Annotated in this window: 20 protein-coding genes and 1 tRNA gene; 17 read left to right on the forward strand and 4 right to left on the reverse strand. The window is 62.2% G+C overall.

Features of this window, described 5'->3' with window-relative positions; genetic code table 11:
- Nucleotides 1–264: 264 nt before the first annotated feature.
- Entirely contained in the window at nt 265–873 is a 609-nt protein-coding gene (hisH, locus tag HL657_RS11510; RefSeq protein WP_317296961.1) for an imidazole glycerol phosphate synthase subunit HisH, read from the reverse strand.
- Nucleotides 848–2,257, reverse strand: coding sequence for a phosphoadenosine phosphosulfate reductase domain-containing protein (locus HL657_RS11515; protein WP_317296962.1), 1,410 nt, complete (start codon nt 2,255–2,257; stop codon nt 848–850). The genes hisH and HL657_RS11515 overlap by 26 nt, the downstream gene beginning before the upstream one ends.
- Nucleotides 2,258–2,833: 576 nt before the next feature.
- Here HL657_RS11515 and HL657_RS11520 point away from each other — a divergent pair.
- Nucleotides 2,834–3,130, forward strand: a complete 297-nt coding sequence (locus HL657_RS11520) for a hypothetical protein (RefSeq protein WP_317296963.1) — start codon at nt 2,834–2,836, stop codon at nt 3,128–3,130.
- 588 nt (nt 3,131–3,718) lie between these two features.
- Here HL657_RS11520 and HL657_RS11525 read toward each other — a convergent pair.
- On the reverse strand, nt 3,719–5,227 hold the full coding sequence (locus HL657_RS11525) for a TrkH family potassium uptake protein (protein ID WP_317296964.1): 1,509 nt from the start codon (nt 5,225–5,227) through the stop codon (nt 3,719–3,721).
- Between the two features lie 373 nt (nt 5,228–5,600).
- Here HL657_RS11525 and HL657_RS11530 point away from each other — a divergent pair, with 373 nt between their 5' ends.
- The 3 genes from HL657_RS11530 (at nt 5,601) to HL657_RS11540 (ending at nt 10,492) form a co-directional block, all read left to right on the forward strand.
- Nucleotides 5,601–7,847 (forward strand): PAS domain S-box protein, encoded by a 2,247-nt coding sequence (locus HL657_RS11530; protein WP_317296965.1) that lies wholly within the window; start codon nt 5,601–5,603, stop codon nt 7,845–7,847.
- A 407-nt stretch (nt 7,848–8,254) separates the two neighbouring features.
- On the forward strand, nt 8,255–8,542 hold the full coding sequence (locus HL657_RS11535; protein ID WP_317297041.1) for a nucleotidyltransferase family protein: 288 nt from the start codon (nt 8,255–8,257) through the stop codon (nt 8,540–8,542).
- 243 nt (nt 8,543–8,785) lie between these two features.
- The gene (locus HL657_RS11540; RefSeq protein ID WP_317296966.1) at nt 8,786–10,492 is read left to right on the forward strand and encodes a hypothetical protein; all 1,707 of its coding nucleotides are present in this window, start codon (nt 8,786–8,788) and stop codon (nt 10,490–10,492) included.
- Nucleotides 10,493–11,269: 777 nt separating this feature from the next.
- Here HL657_RS11540 and HL657_RS11545 read toward each other — a convergent pair.
- A tRNA-Leu gene (locus tag HL657_RS11545) sits at nt 11,270–11,354 on the reverse strand.
- Between the two features lie 368 nt (nt 11,355–11,722).
- Here HL657_RS11545 and HL657_RS11550 point away from each other — a divergent pair.
- The 13 genes from HL657_RS11550 to HL657_RS11610 are packed head-to-tail and all read left to right on the forward strand — an operon-like array spanning nt 11,723 to nt 17,851.
- Nucleotides 11,723–12,208: a hypothetical protein gene (locus tag HL657_RS11550; protein WP_317296967.1), complete on the forward strand. Its 486-nt coding sequence runs from the start codon at nt 11,723–11,725 to the stop codon at nt 12,206–12,208.
- Nucleotides 12,205–12,447, forward strand: a complete 243-nt coding sequence (locus HL657_RS11555; RefSeq protein ID WP_317296968.1) for a DUF2109 family protein — start codon at nt 12,205–12,207, stop codon at nt 12,445–12,447. The genes HL657_RS11550 and HL657_RS11555 overlap by 4 nt, the downstream gene beginning before the upstream one ends.
- Complete coding sequence (locus tag HL657_RS11560; protein WP_317296969.1) at nt 12,440–12,676, forward strand: DUF2108 domain-containing protein; 237 nt, start codon at nt 12,440–12,442, stop codon at nt 12,674–12,676. The genes HL657_RS11555 and HL657_RS11560 overlap by 8 nt, the downstream gene beginning before the upstream one ends.
- Nucleotides 12,666–12,905, forward strand: coding sequence for a DUF2107 family protein (locus HL657_RS11565; protein ID WP_317296970.1), 240 nt, complete (start codon nt 12,666–12,668; stop codon nt 12,903–12,905). The genes HL657_RS11560 and HL657_RS11565 overlap by 11 nt, the downstream gene beginning before the upstream one ends.
- The gene (locus tag HL657_RS11570; protein ID WP_317296971.1) at nt 12,902–13,366 is read left to right on the forward strand and encodes a DUF2106 family protein; all 465 of its coding nucleotides are present in this window, start codon (nt 12,902–12,904) and stop codon (nt 13,364–13,366) included. The genes HL657_RS11565 and HL657_RS11570 overlap by 4 nt, the downstream gene beginning before the upstream one ends.
- The gene (locus tag HL657_RS11575; RefSeq protein WP_317296972.1) at nt 13,366–13,968 is read left to right on the forward strand and encodes an EhaG family protein; all 603 of its coding nucleotides are present in this window, start codon (nt 13,366–13,368) and stop codon (nt 13,966–13,968) included. The genes HL657_RS11570 and HL657_RS11575 overlap by 1 nt, the downstream gene beginning before the upstream one ends.
- Nucleotides 13,961–14,629, forward strand: coding sequence for a hypothetical protein (locus tag HL657_RS11580; RefSeq protein ID WP_317296973.1), 669 nt, complete (start codon nt 13,961–13,963; stop codon nt 14,627–14,629). The genes HL657_RS11575 and HL657_RS11580 overlap by 8 nt, the downstream gene beginning before the upstream one ends.
- A 6-nt stretch (nt 14,630–14,635) precedes the next feature.
- The gene (locus HL657_RS11585; RefSeq protein WP_317296974.1) at nt 14,636–14,839 is read left to right on the forward strand and encodes a hypothetical protein; all 204 of its coding nucleotides are present in this window, start codon (nt 14,636–14,638) and stop codon (nt 14,837–14,839) included.
- 1 nt (nt 14,840) lies between these two features.
- A complete protein-coding gene (locus HL657_RS11590) occupies nt 14,841–15,686 on the forward strand; it encodes a respiratory chain complex I subunit 1 family protein (RefSeq protein ID WP_317296975.1) in 846 nt (281 codons plus the stop codon).
- Nucleotides 15,683–15,934, forward strand: a complete 252-nt coding sequence (locus tag HL657_RS11595) for a hypothetical protein (protein ID WP_317296976.1) — start codon at nt 15,683–15,685, stop codon at nt 15,932–15,934. Before HL657_RS11590 ends, HL657_RS11595 begins: the two co-directional genes overlap by 4 nt.
- On the forward strand, nt 15,931–16,314 hold the full coding sequence (locus tag HL657_RS11600) for a DUF1959 family protein (RefSeq protein WP_067073283.1): 384 nt from the start codon (nt 15,931–15,933) through the stop codon (nt 16,312–16,314). Before HL657_RS11595 ends, HL657_RS11600 begins: the two co-directional genes overlap by 4 nt.
- Nucleotides 16,311–16,766, forward strand: coding sequence for an NADH-quinone oxidoreductase subunit B family protein (locus HL657_RS11605; RefSeq protein WP_067073284.1), 456 nt, complete (start codon nt 16,311–16,313; stop codon nt 16,764–16,766). Before HL657_RS11600 ends, HL657_RS11605 begins: the two co-directional genes overlap by 4 nt.
- Complete coding sequence (locus HL657_RS11610) at nt 16,763–17,851, forward strand: hydrogenase large subunit (protein ID WP_067073287.1); 1,089 nt, start codon at nt 16,763–16,765, stop codon at nt 17,849–17,851. Before HL657_RS11605 ends, HL657_RS11610 begins: the two co-directional genes overlap by 4 nt.

A 17,851-nucleotide genomic window follows, 5' to 3' on the forward strand; every position in this document is an offset into this window, starting at 1 on the left:
GGGGATCTCGGGCGGCACCCGGTCGTAGATCGGACGATGGCGGATGCCGAGCTTGTTGCCCGCCTGACCGGTGCGGAGCACACCGAGATCCTGATCGAGGAGGCAGCGAGACGGTATGGGATGGTCGATGTCGGGTGCCAAAATTAGCGAAGTACTGGGGACGCAACCAAAGTCCTACCCGTAAGTCTGATGACATCAACACCGCCGCTGCACCGGCACACCAAAATAGCACCACCGCATCAGGGCTAAAAAACCGGGAGCCCCCTAGCAGATCCGCTCGATAAAATTCTCAAGAATCTTCAGCCCCACCGCACCGCTCTTTTCCGGGTGGAACTGGACCCCGTAGGTGAACCCATTGTTGACCGCCGAGGCGAAGGAGCGGATGTAGGTGGTGCTCGCGATGGTATGGTCCGGTGCGGCCGCCGCGTAGTAGGAGTGGACGAAGTAGACGTACTCCTCCTCGTTAAGCCCGTCAAAGAGCGGGGTCTTGGGATCGATATTGATGGTGTTCCAGCCCATGTGGGGAACCTTCTCCCCGCCGGCCGGGACGAACCGCTTCACGTCGCCCGGCACGAGGCCGAGGCCCCGGTGGATCCCGTGCTCTTCGCTCGAGTCCATGAGCATCTGCATCCCGAGGCAGATCCCGAGGAGCGGCGTCTCGTTCGCGGCGGCGAGAACGGTACCCGCAAGATCGCCGAGCATCTCCATCCCGTCCCGGAACGCCCCCACACCGGGGAGGACGATGCCATCGGCCGCCGTGATCGCCTCCGGGTCCGCCGTGATCGTCGCTGCTGCTCCCGCCCGCTCGAGGCCCCGCAGCACGCTCCGCAGGTTGCCGAGACCGTAATCAATTATAACTATCTTCCTCTTCATCCGCATCTCCCCGTTTCCGCCACAGCCCGCGTTCAATCCAGTCGCGAGAGAGGCCCTGCTTCTCCTGCCACCGGGCGAGGTTCTCGTTCCACATCCCCAGGAGTTCGGGGTGGGACTCCCCGATGCTCGCAAACGTCGCAAGGTCGCTCGAGGGGCACATGAAACACCCGATACGGTCGAGCCCCCGCTCGTAGAGGGGGTTGTAGGGCGCCTTCTCACGGAAGATGTAGAGCCAGACGTGCATCGCCGTCCACTGCTGGATGGGGGCCGCCGAGAGTTGCTGCGGGACACGGGGGTTCTTCCAGACCCGCCTGCTCTGCATCCGCCGCACCGACTCGTACTTCCGCTGCCCGATGAATGAGAGGCATTCTCCCCAGTGCTCGTCGATCAGGCGGCCGACGGGGTCGAGTTTGCAGACCCGGCAGCACCAGCGGTTGTCGACGGCCGGCGGTCCGTTCTCCTCGAACGTCTTCCAGAAGGTCTCCTCATCGCAGATACTGAAGACTTCGAGCCCGTAACGCTCTGCCACCGCGTCCACGTTCTCGCGGGTCTCGGGGAACTCAAGCCCCGTGTCCGCAAAGAGGAGCGGCACCGGGCCGAGCGCTTTTTGGACGACGAGCAGGGTCGCGAGGCTGTCCTTGCCGCCGGAGTAGGAGACCGTGGGCTGTCTGGGGTTCTGCTCCGCGACCTCGCGGACGAACCGGATGCTTGCGGCTTCGTACTCCGCGAGAACCGGTTCGTTTGCCCTGACGGCATCGTCCCATGTCGCCGTGCCGGGAACACAGACCGACTGGACGTTCTTTCTCGTCCTGACGACGACCCCCCGTTCCATCGTCGCGGCGGTGGCGGCATCGACCTTCGCCCTCCCGACACCGATGCACTCGCCTGCCCTCGTCAGGATGAAGACCTCGTCGCCTTCGGCGACGGCGGGGTCGATCGAGACGAGACCGGGTGCGAGGACGCTTGCCCCCCCATCACGGATGGACGGGATTGCGCCGTCGTCGATGACGACGTAGCGCTTCGTTGGCTTCAGGTACGCCGCGGCGGCCGGGCGCGGGAGGGGCTCCCAGCGGTGCTCGTCCGGGAAGTAGCGGACCGCACCCACGACCGCCCCGCCGAGGACGATCTCGTCCATGCGGTCTTCGGCGGGAACCTTGTTCAAGAGCGCGATATGGCCCTGTGGTATCAGCGGGGCTCCGAAATGCTCGCTGAATATGCGGTTTATCCGCTCGACGTCGTCGGGGAACGCGGGCCGGGCGTCTCCCGGCGGCGTGACGGCTACCGGACGGGTGGGGGCGCCGCAGGCACAGGCTCTGGAGAGCACGGGAGCGTGACATGAGTCGCACCAGCGAAGCAGGATCTTGCCGAGGTAGATGCGGGGCATTCTTATATTCGTTGGGGAGAAATGGATAAAAATCTTAGTGTATTCTTAATCTTTTTCGCAATTTTCTGCCCGAAACAGGAGTTTTTCCTGGCGAGGGGGCGATTTTTGCCTGTGGCGGACGTTCCCGGGATGTGGGGGACGATACCCGCGACGCATATCCCGCTCCCCTGAGGCGTGGTTTTCCGGGTGCAGCAGGGCGAGGGATGCGTAGTATTAAATATATCCTCTGCCTCATAGTATTGTCATGTTCAATCATGTAGAATTGTACCCGCTGCCGGAGCGATGGCATGCCGGCAATTCTACGGCGGTGGAAGGAGAACTACCACATGTACCGAGTGATTCCATGATCTCCCGTCCCCTGGCCGCAAAGACCGCAGGTGCAGCATCAGGCTTACCTGTAATCGCTATCGGCCGTGGGATCCTGCCTGAAACCGTGACCACCAGCCGCCCTCCGCAGCGTGGGTTTACGGTACGTCCTCCCGGGACGGTCGCTTCCGGCAAGCACCAGGCGGTCGGCCGTCCTCTCCGGACGAGGTGCATGGGGTGAGAGATATGCATGAGAGCAGGAGTGTAAAAATGGCGCCATTGCGCGTTGCGGGAAGATCGCTGCAAAAGACCGAGATCCTGGGGCTGATCATCTTCACCTTCATGGCGGTCGTCATGCTTGCGGTCGGCGCAGCGCTCTTCTGCGACTGGCTCGCCGAACCGGGGTCAGCGCCTGTGGGAACACCGGCCGAACACGGACTGATAACAGAAGGCCTGAGGATTGCCGGCGCGATCCCGGCCGTGGCTCTCGTGATAGGCGTCGAGGTGATCGGGGGGCTCTCGCTGATCATGCTCTATACACTCTCCGGCTTCAGGCGCGGCGTGTAGGGGCCCGCCGGTGCGCCACCGGACACCTCCATGGGCGGCGAGCGGTAAAACCACATATTTTTGCTTCGATTATCGAAAAAAAGACTGAATGTCCATAAAATTTATATCCTGACCGGATAACATCAGATATATCCCTCCTCGGGAAGGAGGTGTGTCAATCATGGCAAAGGACAAGAAGTCTCAGGATAAGAAGGCGGAGAAGGTTCAGGACAAGGCCAGGAAGAACTGAGCCTCCAATTCATCACTCCCTCTTTTTCCTGCTCCATACACCGGTCTCTCTTCAGTTGAGCGGCCTCGCGAAAGACCCGGTCGCAGACCCCGGCGCTCTTCTCCCATGTAAAGCGTTCACGTACCCTCTCCGGTCCTTTCTGGGCCATCCGCCGGTAACGACCCCGGTCACCCCGTTGGCATGGGGTGTTTCGCCGTCGCGACGAAGGCGAGTGTCCCGATCTCGGTGAGCAGCAGCGCCGCCACCGCTCCCGCCGGGCCGAAACCCGCGAGGATGAAGACCACTCCCGGGTATGGATACCCGGTGGCTATCAGACCATTTCGCCTGATTTTCTTTGCAACGTTGCCGCGTGACCGCTCTCACAGCCTCCGTGCCGCCCCGGCCACCAGGGCGATGACGGGCACGATCTCCAGCCTTCCCACCCACATGACGATGATGAAGAGCCATTTCGCTGCAGGACTCATGCCGGGGTTCACGAACCCGGTGCTGATCCCGACGTTGGCCGCGGCGGAGACGACCTCGAAGATGACGTCTGCGGAGTCGAACCCCCCCGGCGGCGCGAGATGGAGCAGGAGAAGGGTGCCGATCGCCACCAGCAGGACGAAGAGCATGGCGACGAGCATGCTCTTTGAGACCTCGTACTCCGGGAGGTGCTCGAGGATCGGCCGCCCGTCGTGCCGGAGCGGGGTGATCGCCCGCCAGCCGGTATGCAGCCTCTTAAACCACCACCTGAGCATCTCGAGGCCGAGGATGATCCGGCCGAGTTTGATACCGCCGGCGGTGCTCCCCGCCGATCCGCCGACGAGCATCAGCGCAGCAAGGACCATCACCGTCGAGCCGTACCAGGTTTTAGGGTCGGCGTTCTGGAACCCGGTGCAGGTGATCCCGCTCACGGTCATGAAGATGCCCTCCCGGAGCGCTTCGGCGGGGGGCAGGAATGAGATGGAGATGAGGTCGAGGGTGACGGCGGCGCACCCGGCAAGGATGAGGGTGAAGAGAAGGATTGCCTGCCGGTCCCGCAGGAGCTCGAACTTCCTTTTGTAATAGAGGAGGAAGTAGATCTTGAACGGCAGGGCCCCGGCGATCATGACCGGGACGGTGAGCATCTCGAGCAGCGGGTTCTCGTAGTAGAGGATGCCGGCCGAATGCACAGCAAACCCGCCGGTCGATATCGCGGTCATGACGATGTTTACGGCGTCCCAGAGGGGTATCCCCGAGAGGAGGACGAGCCCGATCCCGAGGGCCGTGAGCACCAGGTAGATCCGCCACATCTCTATGGCCGTGGCCACGACGCTCGGCATGAACGTCTCTGAACGGCCTTCCGAACGGTAGAGCCGAAACCGGGTCAGGCCGGTTCTCCCCGCGAGAGCGACGGTGAACGCGACGATCCCGAGTCCCCCCATCCACTGGGTCAGCGACCGCCAGAAGAGGATCATCCTCGGCGTGGTATCGACCGACGGGAGAAGGGAGAACCCCGTGCCCGTCCAGCCCGACATCGCTTCAAACACGCTGTCGGTGTAGGAGAGGTTGAGGCCGAACGTGTATGGCAGCGCGCCTATCAGGGCGGCGGCGAGCCAGATCAGGGCGACCGCTGAGAGCGCGGCGGAGAGGCGGGCCTCTCCCTCAACCTTCGGGATGCCGGCAAGCCAGATCCCGATGATGCCGAACCCCGCCGGCGCCGAGGCCATGGGGAGAAGGAGGCCGGCCTCGCCATACCAGAGGCCGACCAGGAACGGGGTGCATGACACCAGTGCGATAAAGAGGAATATGAGCCCCAGTTCCGGAGCGATGATCGCAAACTGGCTGTTTGCCGCCGGCAGCAACTTTTTGCCGGGAAGTGCCGGGAAGAAGGTTTTTCGGTGGTGCATTCTTGCGCCAGGTGCGGGCCATACGCCGCATCGCGGACATGCTGCTTATCCTGTATATATGTTGTGATGCCACTCTGGTCGTGACGGGCGCCGGGCCGGCCGGTATGCTGGAGTGCCAAATCCGGGGCCAACCTGTTTTATCCTATCACATGTATATCTCTACCTGAATACCACCCCGGGACGAATGCTGTCTCGAGGCCGTGTGCCTCCATTCCCGCTGAGGCGGCGGGGAGGTGTTGTTTGTCCGGCGATCGGGATGCCGATGTGCGCCTCCTGGACGGCCGCCTCTGCGGGATGCAGACCCGTTGCCTCGGAAGGCTCCCCTTGCAGGATACAGAGGAGAGAATGAAATGTTGCATGAACTGGAATGATAATGAAGAGCCTGTCTGATGTGTCCCCGGCAGTTCTGTTGCGGGTGCTGCAGGATACCGACCCTGCTCTTGCCTCTCAGGTAAGGGCCTGCATCGAAACGCTGATTGCCAGGAATCGGGATCTCGATGCACGGAACGCCCGGATAGAGCTGGAGCGCGATGCGCTCTTCGCTGCTATCGGCAGGCAGGGGATAGTCTACGACGCCGACGGCAGGGTGGTCGTGGCGGGTCCCACTGGCGAGAACCGGATAGCCCGGTCACTCTCGGGGACGCGGGATGCGCCGCTCCACCATCCCGACGGCAGACCTGTCCAGCCCGAAGACCTCCCCGGGCACCGGGCGCTCCGGGGAGAGGAGCTTGAGTCCTGCCGGTTCGTCATCCCCGATCGTGGAGAGGAGGAGATCTACATAACCGTATCCGCCTCGCCCATCATAACCGGGAAGACGATCTCCGGCGCCGTCGTCACCTGGCAGGACGTCACCGGGGAAGAGAAGGCCCGGCGTCACCTGGAGGAGGCAAACACCCTGCTCGAGGGGCTGTTTGAGAACCTCGGCGACATCGTCGGCGTCCAGCTTCCGGACAGGACGATCCTGCGCTACAACCGTGCCGGCTACGAGATGCTCGGGATGACGCCGGAGGAGGTGAAGGGACGGAGGTGCTACGCCCTCCTCGGGAGGACAGCGCCCTGCACGGTATGCGCGACGGGGTCTGCGGTCGCGAGCAAGAAGCGGGAGGTCGTGGAGAAGTTCGTGCCCGAACTCGGGCGGTACCTGGAGTGCCGCTCAAGCCCGATCCTCGACGAGAAGGGTGAGGTGGCCTTCATCGTCGAGCAGCTCTACGACATCACCGACCGGAAGCGCACCGAGTATGAACTCCGGGAGAGTGAGGCGACGGCCCGCGCCCTCCTCGACGCGCCTGAGGAGATGATCGTTCTCCTGGATGTGGAAGGCCGGGTTATCGACGTCAACGAGATGGCGGCCCGGCTGTTCGGGCGGAGCCGGGAGGACCTCATCGGCGCGAGTATGCCGGGGTTCTTCCCGCCGGATGTGGAGGAGGTCTACGCGGCCCGCTTCCATGAGGTTGCCGAGACGGGTAGGCCTGTACGGTTCCAGGACTGCCGGGAAGGACAGTTTTATGATGTCGTCTTCTACCCAGTCAGGGATGCGTACGGCGCCGTCACCCGGATCGCGGTGACCGCGAGGGATGTCACCGAGATGCAGCGGGCGGAGGACGCCCTGCGGAAGCGGACGCATGAACTGAACGAACGGGTGAAAGAACTCTCGACCCTTTACGCGGTATCCCGCATCGTTGAACAGCCGGGGATCTCGCTTGAAGGGATCTTCCGTGGCGTCGCCCGGGTCCTTCCTTCCGGCTGGGAGTACCCGGAGGATACTGTTGCCAGGATCACGGTATACGGGTGCGAGTACGGGACAGAGGGGTTCAGGGAGACGCCCTGGTGGCAGGCGTCGCCGATCGTCGTCCACGCCGAGACGGTCGGGATGGTGGAGGTCTGCTACCTCCGTGAGAGGCCGGAAGAGGCCGAAGGGCCGTTCCTCGCTGATGAGCAGGCACTTATCGACAGGGTCGCCGGACGTCTCGGGCGGACGATCGAGCTCTTTCAGGCGCGGGAAAACCTCGAAAAGAGCGAATCGCAGTTCCGGGAGATTACGCAGCGGAGTTTCGATATGATCTACACCTGCTATCACGAGGGCGGGATCGCCTACATCTCCCCTGCGGTGATGAGGATCCTCGGCTATGTCCCGGATGAACTTATCGGCAGCAAGTGTCAGGACCTCGTCGTTCCTTCGTCGCTCCCCGCCTGGGAGGAGGGGCGGACGAAGATTGCCCGGGGCGAGCCGGTCGAGGGGCTCGAGATTGAGTTTTACCGCAAAGACGGGTCTACGGCATACCTTGAGTTGAACGAGTCGCCGATCGTCCGTGAGCATTCAGTGATCGGGGTGCACGTGGTCGGCAGGGACATCACCGAGCGCAAGCAGAACGAGCAGCTTCGCCGGCAACTCTTCGAGCAGATTGAGCGGAACATCGAGCAGTTCGCGATCCTCGGGGACCACATCCGCCAGCCGCTCCAGGTTATCCTCGGCATGACCGAACTGCTTGAGGAAGGGACGGCAACGGAGAGGATCCAGGAGCAGGTCGAGCGGATCAACGGCTACATCCGGGAACTTGACCGGGGCTGGATCGAGTCGAGGCAGATCCGGGAGTTTCTGCGGCGGCATGAGCTGGCGTGAGGGAGAGGCGGGACGGCACCGGCGAGGAGCAGCTGCGGGCCGAAGCGGGGATTGAGGAGGAGGGGACTCTTCCCGATCTCCCAAGCCCCCGGCCGCTGCGATATGTTTCAGCCGGACGACGCCCTGCACCCTCCCATCGACGACCCGCACGGGCAGGAAGAGCGGAACCGGGCGGGCCGTGATGCCTTTTCTCTCCAGGCGGCCGGCGAGCCGCGAGGATGGGGGAAGAGGCCAACCACCCCCTCTCCCCGGGGAGCCGCTTCGTCCCTCAAAAGACTGATACGGGGTGAGCGTCATACTAACCAGCATAGATACGGCCGGGCGCAACGGCAGGACGCACATTAACCAGGACGGCACGCGAGACTGTCGTCACAATACTCACGAGAAACGATGCCGAGTGGATCGCGATCTTCGGCCCCTATGCGCGGGGATCCGCCAACCCGGTGAGCGATATCGATATCCTGGTCCGGTTCGCCCGCAAAAAAAGCCTCTTTTCGCTTGTCCGGATCGAGGACGAACTCACCAGGGCTCTTGGTATGAAGGTGGATCTTGTCACCGAGAACGCCGTGAGCCCGTACCTTGCCGACGCAATCTACCGTGATGCCGTGGTGATCTATGACGCCTCGCGTGTCTCCACCACATCCTTGATGCCATCTTCGATGATGAGGACCGGTATGCCAGGGAGGACGCAGTGAAGAGGATCCGGGAACTGGACAGGAGAGATTGATCACTACTGCCGTGACGGCCCCTTGCATCGCCACAGTCACGTTGCCTGAAGCACTTCAACAGAGCCGGCAATAGCTGCATCCACTACGCCACCATAGGATGGAGCGTATACGGCAGGAATCGATGGGAGAAGAGGTGTAATCAAAAGAGGTTAACACGGGATGTCTTCGATTGCCATTTATGAAGGGCTTCTGTATGCTATAGTGAACAATATGATACCAAAAGCAGGATACCGGCAGGAGAGGGCGCCCTTCACCTGCCTCATGGCGGCACTCGTTCTCCTCTCCGGTGCAACCGGGATTGTGACGGCGGAGAGCACCGCCGACAGCACGGCAGCGTCATGGACGCTTACCCTCAACGGTGTCGGGGAAGAGACGGTCTCCGCGGATGCGTTCCGGAAGATCAAGGCCGGAGACGGCATTACCTATACCGCGTCCGATGGCAGTAGCTATACCGGCGTCCCCCTCAAACTGCTCATCGGCATGGTGGACGACGCGGACCCTGCGACCTTCAATGCCACTCGCGCCGCTGAAGGCTACAGTATCATCATCCGGGCGACCGACTGGCACGACCGCATATTTTCCCCGTCGGACCTGACCGACACCGGGTTCTGTGTCGCCGACTCGGTGAACGGCGGGCTCCTGCCGAAACAGGACGGGGATATCAAGATCGCACCCCTCATCCTTGTCGGTGAGGACGTACCCCCCGGCATGGGTATCGGGAACATCATGGACATCACCCTCACCGGTGCTGCGATTACGGGAGAGACGGAAGATGCGGTGAGTCTCGTGGTCATCCGGTACGATGAAGAGGGCGGGAACGTGCTGAACGCCACTACCATTGACTGCAGATGGATGAGAGACCACCTGCCCGTCCAGGGCGACGGCGCGACCACCTACTCGTTCCAGGGCCCGACCTTCGACACCGCCGACCTCTGGAACCCCACAGAAGACAAGAACCTCGAAAAGGTCCGGGAAGTTCCCAGGGGCACCGCCATATCCGATCTCTGTGACCTCGTGGGCGGTATGCAGGAAGGAGACGAACTGCGGATGACCTCGACAGATGGGTATGTCGTCGAACTTATGTACGAAAACATCTACACACCAAGAGAGAACCAGGGTACGGCAATTCTCGCATGGGAGACCAGAAAAGAGGGGTTTGTCCCTGAATACACCGGCGGCCCCGCGCTCTTTTTCCTTTCCCCGGACCAGGTCTTCGGCAACCAGGACATGAAGGAATGCACCGACCCGGGGTACTGGCGGTACTACTGGTGTGCAGGGACCTCATATCCGTCCGCAGCAGGACTCGCCGTCCGGAACGTTGAGAAACTGGAGATCTACCCCCGTAAACAGGCGGACTGGGCGCTGAACCTCTCCGGATACCTCACCGCGTCGATCTCAAAAAAGGAGTTTGAACAGGGCCTTGCCTGCGGCGAACGGGCACACGGCCATGCGATGACCTATACAGGCGACGACGGGCATGTCTGGAAAGGGATGCCCCTCTATATGCTGGTGGGCTGGGTGGACGACGCATGCCAGCATGACGAAAACCTCGTCGACAACAAGGCATACAATGTGACCCTTGCGAAGAATGACGCCTACACGGTCATTCTGGAGAATACAGACGGCGATACGGTATCCTTCACTTCCAGCGAGATCATGAGAAGCAGAGACCATCTCGTGGTAAACCAGGCGGACAACCACACCTTCGGCATCGACAGTGACATCTGGCCCCTCGCCCTGCGCGGAGAGGCAGTCCCCGCAGAGAAGGCGATCGATGGTATCACGACGCTGACCCTTGTCTATGACGCTGCCCCCTCCGGCAGGGCGAAGCCTGATGCCATGGCTGCCCCGTTCCCATGGGCAGCAGCGCTTGCCGGAATAGCGCTCGCAGGGTATGTCCTGCGCAGACGCTCGTAACCGCCCTTTTTTGGGGAGCGCATCCCGGAGATATCCGGCGATCGAAGATCCGCGTGATTCTGAGCGCTCTTACGCACTTTTCTTCAGGGAGTTGAGCAGCATATAACGCGGTTGCCCACAGGGTATCGCCTCGCGGGGAACGATGTCCCTGTGGAATGCGATGGTTCGTGAGTGCGACGGATCGAAGGTCCAGAGCTTGAGCACCGATAGGTGCAGAGTGCGAATGCCGTCCCGGCAGGAGTTTGAGCACCAAAGAACGACGCTCTGCAGGATGCAACGGTTTGTTAGAACCGGAGCTGGAGAAACCCGGAAGGGTTTCGAGAACGGAGTTTGAGCACCGGAGGTGCGAAGGTGCGAGAACCAGAGCAAGAGCACCGCAAGGTGCGAATAGAGTTTGAGAAGAACGAAGGTCTTCGAGGGTCCGGGGAGGTGCGACCGAAGGAAGTTTGAGCACCGTCAGGTGCGAAGGGGTGTCGCCCTCCCGGCTGAGAGGTTGTGGGATGACCTCACAGACTACGAGGATATCGATGTCAATTACCCCGGCTGTTAAACGGCTAATCGGTAATCGAGTCAAGGTGGTCCCTTCCACCAACCCTTCAGAGCCGGGATCCCCCACCCGGCACGGCATGTCCCACCTCCCGCGCGGGATGGTCACTCCACCCAAACCCTTCAGAACAGCATGCCCCACCATCGTCCTGTCAGGGGCCCACTTCATCCACCGTGCTCATACCCCGGGGTGGCAGATGTCATATTTTTTCAAATAACCCTTGATAAGTATGCGGGGGAAGGGATTCGAACCCTTGAACTTCTTCAAGACTGGACCCTAAATCCAGCGCCTTTGACCTGGCTCGGCAACCCCCGCGTGCATATACATCGGCGCCCGGAGCATTATACTTGTTCCCCGGCGCCACAGGGGGCGTCTTCCGCCGGGGACCTGTCCCCCGGGTGCCTGCCCGCCGGACGGCGTGCGCGGTACCGGCCGCGCACGAACCCCGAGCCGAACAACCCTCCCCGGGCCCGGTTTTCGGAAGTTCCGGCGCAAAGAATCCCCGAAAAAGGGCGTGGAAAAATATATTGTATATAAAACCTATTACATACCATACAAAATCAACCAGAGGCTATCATGCCGGACAGGCGCCGGAGGCGTAATTCGGCCAAATCGGGCCTGAAATGTTAACAACAAAACCTTTATTGAATCGCTTGACCGTATTTTCCTTTAGTTGAAATAAAATGCTGGGCGAACTCTTCCACATCCTGGCGGCAGCGATCATCTCCTGGATACTCTTCGTAACCGTCGATATCTTCTTCCGGTTGCCAGAGGCGGGGGGTGTCAGTGGAGCATCGGCCATCGCGCGGGATATCGAGGCCGGCGGCGGGGCTCTTAGTGGCGGCACCATGATGGGGAACATCGTCTGCTCCCCCGACGCCTCGGCCGGAACGCTCCTTGCCGCCTGCGGCGTCTACGTCGCCGGCATCCCCGGCGGGCTCGTCGCGGCCGCGCTCGTCTTCATCGGCAACCGCATCTGCCACGACCCCGGCTACGCCGGGACCACCGGCGCGGTCCTCGCCACGTTCGTCGTCTACGGCTTCACCCAGGTCGGATTCGCCGCAACGGACTTCATCGCGGGCATGGTCATCGCCATCCTCACCATCCAGGGGCTCTCCCACGCCCACGCGAGCCGGCTTCTTGCGCGGCTCTGGAGGGTTAGAGAGTGATCGCGATCTACCTCGTAGCCGCTCTGGCGGTCTTTGCCGCGATCAGGGCCACCGTCGAGAAGAACACGGGGAGAAAACTCCCCTACGTCAACGTCATGAACTTCGCTATCGCCGGGACGATCGTCCTGCTGCTCAACCACCCGCTCGCCCTCGTCGCGGCTGCGGCCTACTTCGTCGGCTCGACGCTCGAGGCGAACGCCATAGCGAGCACCTACGCGGGGGGTGAGCAGCGTGGATGACCTTCTCGTCCTCCTCTTCGCGGCCGTGGCGCTCATCGGGGCGGTGAGCGCCCACCTCCAGCGGGACCGCTTCGGCAAGCTGATCGCCGTCGGGATCGTCTTCGGCGGCATCGCGCCGTTCATCGCCGCCCGCGGCTACCTGGACGTCCTCATCGCCGTTAGCCTGATCGTCCCCGTCACCACGATCATCATACTGCTGATCTGCAGGAGGGATGCCCATGACGCCTGAGTTCATCCTCGGCTGCATCATCCTCATCATCGGGGTGATCGCCGCCGGGTTCCCGCGCCCGATGACCTATCTCGGGAGGCTGATCAGCCTCGAGATCCCCGGGTTCGGGCTCCTCCTGATCATGCTTGCCTACGACGAGATGCTCGCCCTGCTGACGTTCATCGGGGTTACGGCGATCTCGACCTTTGTCCTCGTCCGGGCCATCGAACGCAAGGAGGCAGCAGAATGACGCCAAACCGGTCGATCATCACCCGGATATCGGTGATAATCTCACGGGTCGAGAACCTCACCGCGCTCTACGCGCTCCTCGCGATCGTCGTCGTCGTGCTCGGCCTCGTCAGCCTGCCGTTCATCGCCTACCAGAACGACCAGCTCTACGAAAAGACCCTCGACCCCGAGAGCACCCTCGACCCCTACGACCGGGGCGGCGTGCCCTTCGGGACGACTCCCGTGAAGGCCCAGTACCCGGAGAACTCGCCCTACGCCGGTTACGTGACCGCTTACCTGACACCGTTCAGCCAGTGGCTCGCCGACACCACCCACCATATGGGAACGACGATCGTCGCTCACCCCGGAGGCATCATCGACGAGATCCTCTACAACACCCGGGGGCTGGATACCGTCGTCGAGACGAGCATCCTCTTCGTGGCGTTCGGGATCGCGAGTTACCTCTTCAGGAGGGATAGTTGATGGACGTCGCCTACCCGGTCGGCCTCGTCGTCGTCGCGGCCGCGATCATCATCGGGTTTACCGCCCTCGTCCGGGAGAAGGACGACCTGCACCGGATCCTCCTCACCGACCTCGCGGAGATCCTCGCCCTCGTCCTGATCGCGCTCGTCGCCACCGACCTTGCCGAGGCGCTCATCCTCCCGGGTCTGGTCGTCGGGATATCCGAACTGATGGCCGTCTCGGAGGTCTACATCGCGAAGGAAGGGCTCCGGGCGCCGACGGGACCGCCGTTCCGGATCGAGGTGATGAACAGCGCTCCGGGCATCCTCGCGCTGATCCTGGTCGCTTACGGCATCGTCCTCTCGGGATTCACCGGCGGCGTGATCGCCGCGGTCGGTGCGGTCTTCTACTTCATGTGCCGGGGGCACACCGAGCAGTTCGAGTTGATCGAGACCGTGAGCGGCTACGCGTGGGCGTTCTGGATAGGAGCGTTCTTCATCTTCATGTTCCTCCCCGGATACTGGTTCTTCGGGGTGATGATCGCCGGAGGGGCGATCTTACTGAAGGTGATGGCAAAGATGTCCCTCGTCGGGACGATGCGCGGAGGCGGTCCGGATGTTTAACCTCCCCACGACGAACATCGGCGGGCCGGAACTCTTCGTGCTGGAGTTCGGCGACATCGTCACCTACTTCAGCCCCTACACCGCGGCGCTCTTCGTCTTCGCGCTCATCTTCACGGTTCTCGCCATCGTGAGCCGCCCGGAGCGTCAGGTGGACTTCGCGTTCGGCGGCGACGCCTACTACACGAAGGTGGTCGACCCGGACCTCCTGCGGTTCCAGCGGTTCATGGCGATCGCCTGCGGGCTCGCCACGCTCGGGGCGGTGACGACCGGGGACGTCTTCAACTTCACCCTCTTCGCCTCGATGGTGGGGATCACGAATATCGGCATCGTCGCGGCCTACCGGAACCGGCATGTCTTAAACGCCGCGTTCCAGTACGGCATCGTCGCGATGCTCGCCTCCATCCCGCTCTTTGGAGGAGCGGCGATCGTCCTCGCCAGCACCGGCACGCTGAGCATGTGGGAACTCTTCGGCGGCGCGATGGCGGTTCCCCTCATCGCGAAGGCGTTCCTGGTACTCGGCGTCATGGGAGAGGGGATGGCGCCGTTCTACATTGCAAAAGCGGAGATAACGAGGGCGCAGGGAGCGCCGTTCATCCTGATGGTGCACGTCAGTTCGCTCCTCCTCTTCCTGCGCGTAACGGAGATCGTCATATCGATGTGATTGGCCATGAAGAAACAGACATCACTGGTCATTGGACTTGCGGCGGGCATTATCGCGGTAGCAGCCGGGCTCCTTGCCGCTCTCGGATACCTCCCGGTATGGGCTGCCGAACTCGTCGCGGTCGTCATGTTCCCTGCCTTCGTCATCTTCATCGCACTGTGGTGGAACGCAAAACCCGGAGAAGAAGATATCCCGTTCATAGGATACTGACATGATCGAATACCTGCTCTTTGCCACCTTCATCGGCCTGCTCTTCCACGGCATCCACCGGAAAGTCATCGCGAGAGTCCAGGGACGCCCCGGACCGCCGATCTGGCAGGAGATCCTGCACACCCTGAAGTTCTCCTTCAAGGAGACCTGGATACCAAAGACGGCCAGCCAGACACTCTTTGTGGGGATTGTCTTCGTCGCCATCGCCATCTGGAGCGGAGCCCTCTTCATCCTCCTCTCGGGAGGGAGCATCCTCCTCCTCTTTGCGGTCTACCTTCTCCATAAGATCGTGGAGCACGGGATGGGGCTCTCGACGGGCTCGCCATACACGAAGTTCGGGGCTATCCGGTCGGTCATATCGGCGGCATCGGAGCTGCCACTCCTCGTCACCGTCGTCGCCATCTACTTCTTCACCCACTCGCTCTCGATCGCGGATATCGCGGCCTACCAGGAGGTTCACGGCCCGCTCCTCATCCTCGCGTTCCCGGCGGCCGTGGCGATGTACCTCGTGATCCTCTCCAAGATGCACTACGGCCCCTTCTCGATCATCGAAGCGAAGGAGATCGTGAGCGGCAACATGACCGAACACTTCGGGGTCTGGCGCGCCGCGCTCGAGGTGGCGTACGGCCTCAAGACCTACGTGCTCCTCTACGCGTTCGTCCTCATCTTCATCGGCTCGCTGCCGCTTGCCCTGACGCTGCTCGTGATGCTCCTCGTCCTGGTATCGCTCTCGTTCGTCTGCGCCGTCACGCCCATGCTCTCGCCCTACGACACCGTGACGATACAGACCCTGGTGACGGGAGCGCTCGTCATCTACATCGTCATTCTCGGGGTGGTCATGGGATGAACGCGCTACGGCTTCTGATCACGGCGGGGGCGGCCTTCTACGTCGTGGTATTCCTCGTCCAGGTCGCCCGGAACGCGAGCGTGGCCGGCCAGGCGCTGGCGGGGGTCGTCCTGCTCGCCGTCGTTGCGGGCCTCACCTGGATGCACGACGAACTCGCCCTGAAACGCTACGAGGTAGCTCTGCTCTGGGTGATGGTGCTCGGGTTCCTCGCCTACGCGGCGGCACACGCACTGGGGGTGCTCGCGTGAAGTACCTCTACGAAAAAGACCTTCGCCAGATGAAGTACAACATCCTGACGAGCACGAGACACGACGAGGCCGTCCGGGCGATCGCAGAGCGCCTCGGGATGAGCGATGCGAAACTCCGGATGGTGCTGATCCGGCGGTTCGACATGTCCCTGCTCGAGAACCTCGAATCCCGGTGGCAGATGGGGCAGCGGCACGCGGCCGACGGCGATCCGGTCGCGGAAGAACTCGGCTACGAACTCTTCACCCGGTTCATCCCCCTCATGGATACAGAGACAATGCAGACGATCTACAGCGACACGACAACAATGACCAGAGAGATGCCCTTTGAAGAGGCGATAGCAAGAGGAAAAGAACGGCTCAGGGAGGCGATCCGCTCATGAGCATCCTTCAGAAGATCAAGAACACCGTCCGTTCGAGGTCGATCCACGTCGCTTACGTCGACGTCGGGTCGTGCAACGGCTGCGACATCGAGGTGCTCGCCTGCCTCGCCCCGCGCTACGACATCGAGCAGTACGGGATCTACGTCCACAACAACCCGCGGGAGGCCGACGTCCTCCTGGTGATCGGCTCCGTCACCCCCCAGTGGGTCGACAAACTCCGCGACATCTGGGATAAGATCCCGGAGCCGAAAGTTGCCGTCGCCATCGGCAACTGCCCCATATCGGGATGTGTCTATGCCCGGAGGGGTACCTTGACGAGCCCGCCCGTCGAGAAGTACATACCGATAGCCGCCCAGGTGCCGGGCTGCCCGCCCCGCCCTACGGAGATCTTGAACGCCATACTCTCGGTCGCACCGCTGATATTCAAGGATTACGAGGAGAAACAGCCATGAAGAAGACTGTCGACGTCTCCATCCCGCTCGGCCCGATGCACCCCTGCTGGAAGGAGCCCGTCCGCCTCAAGTGCGAGACGGCGGGCGAGCGGGTGCTCAAGACCGAGGTCGAACTCGGCTACATGAAGAAGGGGATCGAGCGGATCATGCAGGGCCGCCCCTGGCAGGAGGTGATGTTCCTCGCCGAACGGGTCTGCGGCATCTGCTCGGTCATCCACAACATGGTCTTCATCGAGACGATGGAGGAGATCAGCGATATCGCTGTTCCGCCGCGGGCGGCCTATCTCCGGGTCATCGTGAACGAGCTCGACCGGATGGCAAGCCACATCCTGGCGAACTTCTCCTACTGCTACACGATCGAGCACGAGACGCTCGCGATGTACCTCCTGAATACCCGGGAGACGGTGCTCGACAACCTGGAGCGGATCACGGGTTCGAGGATCAACACCGCCTACATGATCCCGGGCGGCGTCCGGTTCGATCTCCTCCCCGAGGACGCCGCGGCGCTGCTCGCCGACCTCGCGAAGGTGGAGGAGGAGATGAGGCGGCACGTCCGGATCTTCGAGACCGGCCCGCTGATTGCGCTCAGGAGCAAGGGGGTCGGGTATATGAGCCGGGAAGACGCGATCCGCGCCTATACCGTCGGCCCCACCGCCCGGGCGAGCGGTGTCGAGGACTCCGACCTCCGCCTCCGCCACCCGACCTACCGAGAACTCGGGTTTACCCAGATAACCCGGACGGAGGGCGACAACTTCGCCCGGATCATGGTCCGGTTCCAGGAGGTCTTCCAGAGCATCGATCTGATCCGGAAGTGTGTGGAGACCCTCCCCGAAGGCCCCATCCGGGGCGGCGGCCTCTGCAAGGCGGGCGAGGCCTCGTATGCCGGCGAGGCCCCGCGGGGTGAACTCACCTACACCATCAAGACCGACGAATACGGCCGGGTGGTCGATATCGCCATCCGGACGCCGTCGATCATGAACATCGAGGCCTGTGCCCACTTCATGATCGTGGATGCCGCGTCGATCGCCGACGTGACGTCGACGTTCATCAGCAGCGACCCCTGCATCGCGTGCAACGAGAGGTGA

The organism is Methanoculleus nereidis (assembly GCF_032944295.1).
Classification (GTDB): domain Archaea; phylum Halobacteriota; class Methanomicrobia; order Methanomicrobiales; family Methanoculleaceae; genus Methanoculleus; species Methanoculleus nereidis.